Annotated in this window: 8 protein-coding genes; 5 read left to right on the top strand and 3 right to left on the bottom strand. The window is 58.4% G+C overall.

What is annotated here, in order from left to right; translation table 11 throughout:
- Window positions 1–153: 153 nt before the first annotated feature.
- From GWC77_RS26760 to GWC77_RS26740, 5 genes are all read left to right on the top strand, one after another.
- Window positions 154–426: a hypothetical protein gene (locus tag GWC77_RS26760; RefSeq protein WP_173262235.1), complete on the top strand. Its 273-nt coding sequence runs from the start codon at window positions 154–156 to the stop codon at window positions 424–426.
- Window positions 427–796: 370 nt separating this feature from the next.
- Window positions 797–1,069 carry a plasmid mobilization relaxosome protein MobC gene (gene mobC, locus GWC77_RS30410; protein WP_217283426.1) on the top strand — a complete coding sequence of 91 codons (273 nt, stop codon included), beginning with the start codon at window positions 797–799 and terminating at the stop codon, window positions 1,067–1,069.
- Between the two features lie 436 nt (window positions 1,070–1,505).
- Window positions 1,506–1,814, top strand: coding sequence for a hypothetical protein (locus GWC77_RS26750; protein ID WP_173262230.1), 309 nt, complete (start codon window positions 1,506–1,508; stop codon window positions 1,812–1,814).
- Between the two features lie 142 nt (window positions 1,815–1,956).
- Window positions 1,957–3,000, top strand: a complete 1,044-nt coding sequence (locus GWC77_RS26745) for a type IV secretion system protein (RefSeq protein ID WP_173262226.1) — start codon at window positions 1,957–1,959, stop codon at window positions 2,998–3,000.
- 270 nt (window positions 3,001–3,270) lie between these two features.
- The gene (locus tag GWC77_RS26740) at window positions 3,271–4,113 is read left to right on the top strand and encodes a relaxase/mobilization nuclease domain-containing protein (RefSeq protein ID WP_217283425.1); all 843 of its coding nucleotides are present in this window, start codon (window positions 3,271–3,273) and stop codon (window positions 4,111–4,113) included.
- 245 nt (window positions 4,114–4,358) lie between these two features.
- Here GWC77_RS26740 and GWC77_RS26735 read toward each other — a convergent pair whose 3' ends face one another.
- The 3 genes from GWC77_RS26735 to GWC77_RS26725 form a co-directional block, all read right to left on the bottom strand.
- Entirely contained in the window at window positions 4,359–5,111 is a 753-nt protein-coding gene (locus GWC77_RS26735) for a histidine phosphatase family protein (protein WP_217283424.1), read from the bottom strand.
- A gap of 39 nt (window positions 5,112–5,150) precedes the next feature.
- Window positions 5,151–5,405, bottom strand: coding sequence for a hypothetical protein (locus tag GWC77_RS26730; protein ID WP_173262219.1), 255 nt, complete (start codon window positions 5,403–5,405; stop codon window positions 5,151–5,153).
- 187 nt (window positions 5,406–5,592) lie between these two features.
- Window positions 5,593–5,711, bottom strand: a 119-nt coding sequence (locus tag GWC77_RS26725; protein ID WP_173259959.1) for an IS4 family transposase, incomplete at its 5' end; no start/stop codon positions are given.

Raw genomic sequence — 5,711 nt, 5'->3', positions numbered from 1 at the left:
GCCGCTTCAGCACGCTGCCCGCGCCGGTGGGCAACGTTGAGCGAGCTTTCTTCGTCTTTGCCATCATCGATGTCCTGCGTTTCAATTCGCACCGATTCTACTCGTCCTCGTTAATGCGACAGAGCCCACGACGGGTCGGGGAAGCACACAGCGATGGCGTCCTGGTCGTATGTACCAGCGCTCGTCAAGCCGACGGCGGATGTTCTCAAGGCGGGCAGCATCCCGCCGAGCGTTCACATTGAGCGCGTGCAAGTGAACATCAACCATGTGGCTACGGGCGGCGTCGTCATCAATGTGCAGGATGCGCTCGATCAGATGCATCCAAATATGCGGAAAAAACTCGTTTCGTTACTCGAACGCGCGGGCGCGATCGATGTTGGAAGTTACACGCCCACACAGGTCAGGGATGACCCGGTTCAAGGATGATCCATGTCGCCGCTACACATAGCTCAAGGCTGAACCTTGTTGTCAGGGACATGGGTCACGGGTGAACGACTAATAAGAGAGATGTTTACTTCAAAGAGAGGGGGCGTCCGCATGAATCAAACAACCGGTCTGCTTAGCGTGCAGCTAGGCCCGCTCAAGCGAGATTGGGTTTCCTATTGCCGTTCGCGCGGGATATCGCCGAGCGAAGCAACAAGGCAGGTGATTCGGAAACTAGTGGGCCGCGAGCGTCTTGCGTCGACCTCGCAACGGGTTGACGTGACGGAAGTCACCCGAGGTTCGAGTGGAGGTTCGCCTAACTGCGGGAGAGCACCAAGCCATCGCGGAACTCGCGGCGGCTACGGGCTTTTCCGTGAATTCTTGGATCGTTGCTCTCATTCGCGCTCAACTGACCGGAGCACCCCAGTTCGGGCAAGGGGAGCTCGAGCAACTGGCGGCGTCGAATAGTCGACTGCTCGCTATCGGCCGCAATCTAAACCAGATCGCGCGCGCACTGAACGCTGCACCGGCCGAGGCCGTCCGCGTTCGACCGGAGGTTACGCAGTCTCTTGCGCGCGAGATCAAGTCCCATACCGCTACCGTCGGGGCGCTCATTCAATCGAACGTTCAACGCTGGTCCCGCTAACTTTGGAGGTCCGCATGAAGGTGAAGCCGCATTACAACTGGTCTGATCTGAAGACGTTGGTTCCTAGGAAGTTTCGGCCAGACACGCCCAAAGGCGCGATTCGACGTCGCGCGCATCCTGTCCCCACGCTGCTGCTTCGAGCGAATAAGTACCGCGGCTTCGCCTTGTATGTGATGAGTGCGTTCGGTGCGACGCCGGTGCTTCGCGACGGATCACCTGTTTGGTTCGAGTCGATCGACGCGTGTGCGGATGCGCTGCTGGATTTGGACGTGGACCTCGATTTCGAACACGTTCTCATGGACCTCGGAGTGTGGGATTGCCATGCAATACCTCAGCGACGCGATGAGCCTCGCCCAGCGAGGTCTCAAGACCCGCGTTTTGCAAGGGTGGGCCTGCGGCCCTTGCGCCCCCTGGGCGCTTACTCGGGGGACCGGCCATGATCTCTCTTTGGCTCCTGATCTTTGCAGTTACGAGCTTCCTGTTTTACGTTCATTGCCTCGACTGGAGTTACCTCGTCCGGCATCGCCAATTGCTCGGCTATTTCGCCCATACACCTACCCGTTTCATCGGAGATCTCGCATCGATGTTGGCGTACTTCGCGCTGCTCGTACTCGGTACTCGCCAGCTTTTCGGCTTTGCTCACAACGATGGGCTGTACGTCCTGGCAGCGCTGTTCGTTTCGTTCGTCGTCGGAACCAGGCGCGCGAACGCAGGGCTGCGTGCCAGCGAGGAGGATGTTCAATGAAACTGCTTCTCATCTGCATCACGATTGTTGCTCTCACCGCATGTCAGAAGGAGAGCACCGAATCCAGCAAAGAACGAGCGCAGGACCACCTTTCGCCCATACCTGCTAGCCAATTCGGTCTGAACAAATAGGGAGAGTGACGATGGATCAAGGTCAGCTTTGGCAGTTTGTTTCCGAATCAATCGACAACGCAATTTCAAAATACGTGACCGGGATTTCGTCATCGATTGCGAGTGCGATCGTCCCCGGCGTAACGGCGGCGGTGACGATCTGGATTCTCATGTATGGATGGACGGTGATGCGCGGCGAAGTCCACGAGCCGGTTCCCCAATTTACGGAGAGAGCGTTCAAGGTGTCGGCGATACTCGCGGTCGCGTTGGGATCGGGTGCCTATCAGGCCTACGTCGTCGAATTCGTCAACGGGTTGACAACGGGGCTGGTGCAAACGGTGATGCCGGGCTCGACGAGCAACGTGTTCTCTGCAGTCGATCAGCTTGATTCCAAGGGATTCCAGCTCATGCAGATGTATTGGGAAAGGGGCACCAATCTTTTTCCGGCAGGTGGATATGCCGATCTCGTTTCCGCGCTGATTGTAGGTGTATCGGCGGCGGTGGCCGAACTCGTCATCGCAGGTTTTCTACTGCTCGCGAAAGTCGCGTTGGCTCTCATGCTTGCCGTTGGTCCGTTGTTTGTTGCGTGTTTCGCCTTTGCGCCAACGAGACGATTCGCCGAAGGATGGACATCAAAGATCGCGAACTACAGTCTTCTGATTTTCCTCCTGGCGGCAGCGGCGGCGATCTGCCTGTCGATCTACAAGACGTTCTTCGATCAAATGATCGCGAGTTCGACGACAGCCAATGCACTGGGGGATGCGATGAACCTACTGGCCCTGACAGGGGGAATCAATATCCTGATTATCCAGCTTCCGGGAGTCGCGGCGGGGATCTCCGGCGGCGCTCCGGTTTCAGGTGCTGCGGCCATGGCCTTTGGAGCCGTCCTGAGCCGGATAGGGCTTGGGGGGAGTGGCGGCGATCAGCCCCAATTGCCTCCGAGGATTCAGCCCCGAAACGGCGGATCCGTATCCGACGGAGGGATGCCTTCGTCGAGATCTTCCGGAGGTACCAGCTCACCAATCCCTGCATACCAGCGAGCTACCTATGAACGTCTGCTGGGCCGCAGGGACTGACCGCATTCGCGCGAATTTGGCGGGCGAACTCGATAACGCCGCGGCGGGGAGCTGGGGAACGTGACTCAACCGAAGATCTACGTAAACGGAATACTACGCACGTGGGGCGACGAGTTGTTCGGTAACGACACCCCTGTCGTCCGACCACGTAAAGCAGCCACCGGAGTGACACTCGCGCCTCGGCGGAGATCGCCCCGCAAACGGACCCGGCCGACAGGCGCAGCTAGGATTCGGCAAACGCTCGTTGCGACCACGCGGAAGGCGCCTGAAGTGGTCGTCAAGATTAGCGGTGGGGGCCGCGGAATGAGGGCGATTCGGGCCCATCTCGACTACATATCGCGCAATGGCGAGGTGTCGCTTGAAAACCAGGACGGCGACCAGCTAATCGGCCGCGACGACATCGGTTATCTCAAGAAGGAACTTCAGTACGGTGGATTCGGCATTCCGGAGGAGAGCCGCGTCCGGGAGGCTTTCAATGTCGTGTTCTCGATGCCGCCCGGCACCGATAGAACCGCTGTTCACGATTCAGTGCGCGCCTTTGCTGCCGAGGAATTTGGGGAGAATTTCCGTTATGTGTTTGCATGCCACACCGATGAAGCGCACCCGCATGTTCATCTGTGCGTCCTCGCTCGGTCCAATGATGGTACCAGGCTCAATCCGCGAAAGGCAGATTTGCAGGACTGGCGTGAATCGTTCGCCTCGCATTTGCGCGATCACGGCGTCGAAGCAAATGCGACCCGTCGGCAGGCGCGGGGCGTAGCGAAGCGGGCCATACCTCAACCAGTGACGAACATGCGGGAAAAGCACGGTGTGATACCTGAACGGGCCCGCAGCCCGATCCGCGATGAAGCGCGCCGCAGACGTATCGAGACGGACAAAAAAGTGATACGAGCATATGGTGCGATAGCGCGTGCTATGGCCGAGTCAGAGGACGTAGGTGATCGAGCCCTAGCCGTCGAAATCGTGAATCTGGTAAAGCAGATGCCGGCTGTTCAGCTTGCATATGAACCAACGGCCGGGGATCGTCCCGGGAAGGCAGGTGCGCGGTTGGTTGAAATACAGCGGCCGACGGTACCGAACGGCAAGCGTGGACCTGACGATCCGACTAGATAGCCGATCCTCTCAAAAAGTTGCGACAGCGCAAGAAATTTGCGCTGTCGCAATTTTTTACCGGCGGAGCACGCGGATTCGAGATCGGCTTGCGGTAGTTCTTCAGCGCATAGTGCCAGTGCCCGGTAGTTGTTCAGCGCACGCACACTGTTCACAAAATCCGAGCTCGAGCAGCTGCGTGTTGTGAACACTCCTTGCGATCATGAAAAAGTGGAGCTAGTGCTGAGCTGGTGGCAGGGCGGTAGTGTTCAGCGTATCAGCGTGTCCTGTTCAAGCGCCCATAACCGCCCGTCGAACGTCGCGACAAAGCCGTCTCCATTGGGCATAGGGCTTCGCTGATCGATCAGTCGGTACGCTCGCATGGCATCGGCATCGATGATTGGAGCGCCGGTCTCGATCAACCATCGCATCGCTTGGAAAAACTGACCGTGGCCGAACATCGCCGCCGTGAGATCTGACGAGCAGGGGAGTTTCGTGAGGCGACTCAACGCGGCCCGCACACGTTCGATGAACGTTGCGAATGATTCAGCCCCTGGTCCGTCCGCGAGCGTCGGATCGGACGTATCCCAGTACGTTTCAACCCATGGGCGACGCTGTGCAGCCGATGTGCCTGCACACTTCGCAGGCGCGAGATATGTAAATTCCTGAATCGGCCATGTCTCGCACGGCGTCAAGGGAAATTGACCGAGCGTTGGAGCGGCTGTTTGCTGTGCGCGATCGAAGGGCGAGCAGATCACGATGCCCGGAGGAGAGGCAAAGCGCCGGGCAATTGCGATAGCTTGCTGCGTCCCCCTTTCGGTCAATGGGATGGACGCCGGATCGTCGGTGGCGTCACCAGCGTTCGCGGCGCTTTCGCCGTGGCGAAAGCACGCTACGCGAAGGACAGGCGCAGGGGTAGGCATTCGAACTGGCATGTCATCGTGGGTGCTGGTCGGGCGGTAGTTCTTCAGCGCAGGAGAGTACCGCAGTTTCCGCGTTGCAACGCTCGGCGCGTGCTGCATTCCACGGGCTTCCGGATTACGCGGTTGGTGATCGATTTGTTACGCAGTAACAGTGAAATATTCTTTCCACTCGCTGCTATCGGGATCAAGCGTGGTGAGGATCTGCTGATCAGCAGCCAAGACCAGTCGCTCCAGCATTTCACGTTGCGTTACGCCGTAACGTTTTGCCAAGCGACCGAGGGCCAGCGCCGTACCACTTGAGACCCAGGTATTGATTCGGCGCTCGCCGTTGTCGCCAGCATATGCACGAGACTGACGGTATTTCGCTTGTCGCTGTGCCGATGTTGTTCCCATGCTCAAATCTCGATTGTTACGCAGTAACAATACCCGATTCTGTTACTGCGTAACGCACAAGGGGCCAAACGCGAAAGGTGGCCCATTTCACAAACGATTCCTTTCGCCCTATCGGTCACATCTCGCGCGCAGGGCGCGCTACTGGTCTTCTCTGATGGCAACTAGGGCGATGGCTTGCAGCATTCCATTACACACAAGTCTGCTGCTCGAGCTCACGCGCGTATCTGATACCAGCAGCAAAATCCACCACGCGCTGCATGCCTAGCCAGATGGTCTTGACGCCAGGCTCGCCGTCGCCTTTGCGGG

The sequence above is a fragment of the Paraburkholderia sp. NMBU_R16 genome (assembly GCF_013282575.1).
Classification (GTDB): Bacteria; Pseudomonadota; Gammaproteobacteria; order Burkholderiales; family Burkholderiaceae; genus Trinickia.
This window is presented reverse-complemented; position numbering and strand designations above follow the sequence as displayed.

What these genes read in the sequence shown, in the direction of transcription:
- GWC77_RS26760 (WP_173262235.1), top strand. Translation starts at nt 154, where the DNA reads ATGGCGTCCTGGTCGTATGTACCAGCGCTCGTCAAGCCGACGGCGGAT.
- GWC77_RS26750 (WP_173262230.1), top strand. Translation starts at nt 1,506, where the DNA reads ATGATCTCTCTTTGGCTCCTGATCTTTGCAGTTACGAGCTTCCTGTTT.
- GWC77_RS26745 (WP_173262226.1), top strand. Translation starts at nt 1,957, where the DNA reads ATGGATCAAGGTCAGCTTTGGCAGTTTGTTTCCGAATCAATCGACAAC.
- GWC77_RS26735 (WP_217283424.1), bottom strand. Translation starts at nt 5,111, where the DNA reads ATGCAGCACGCGCCGAGCGTTGCAACGCGGAAACTGCGGTACTCTCCT.
- GWC77_RS26730 (WP_173262219.1), bottom strand. Translation starts at nt 5,405, where the DNA reads ATGGGAACAACATCGGCACAGCGACAAGCGAAATACCGTCAGTCTCGT.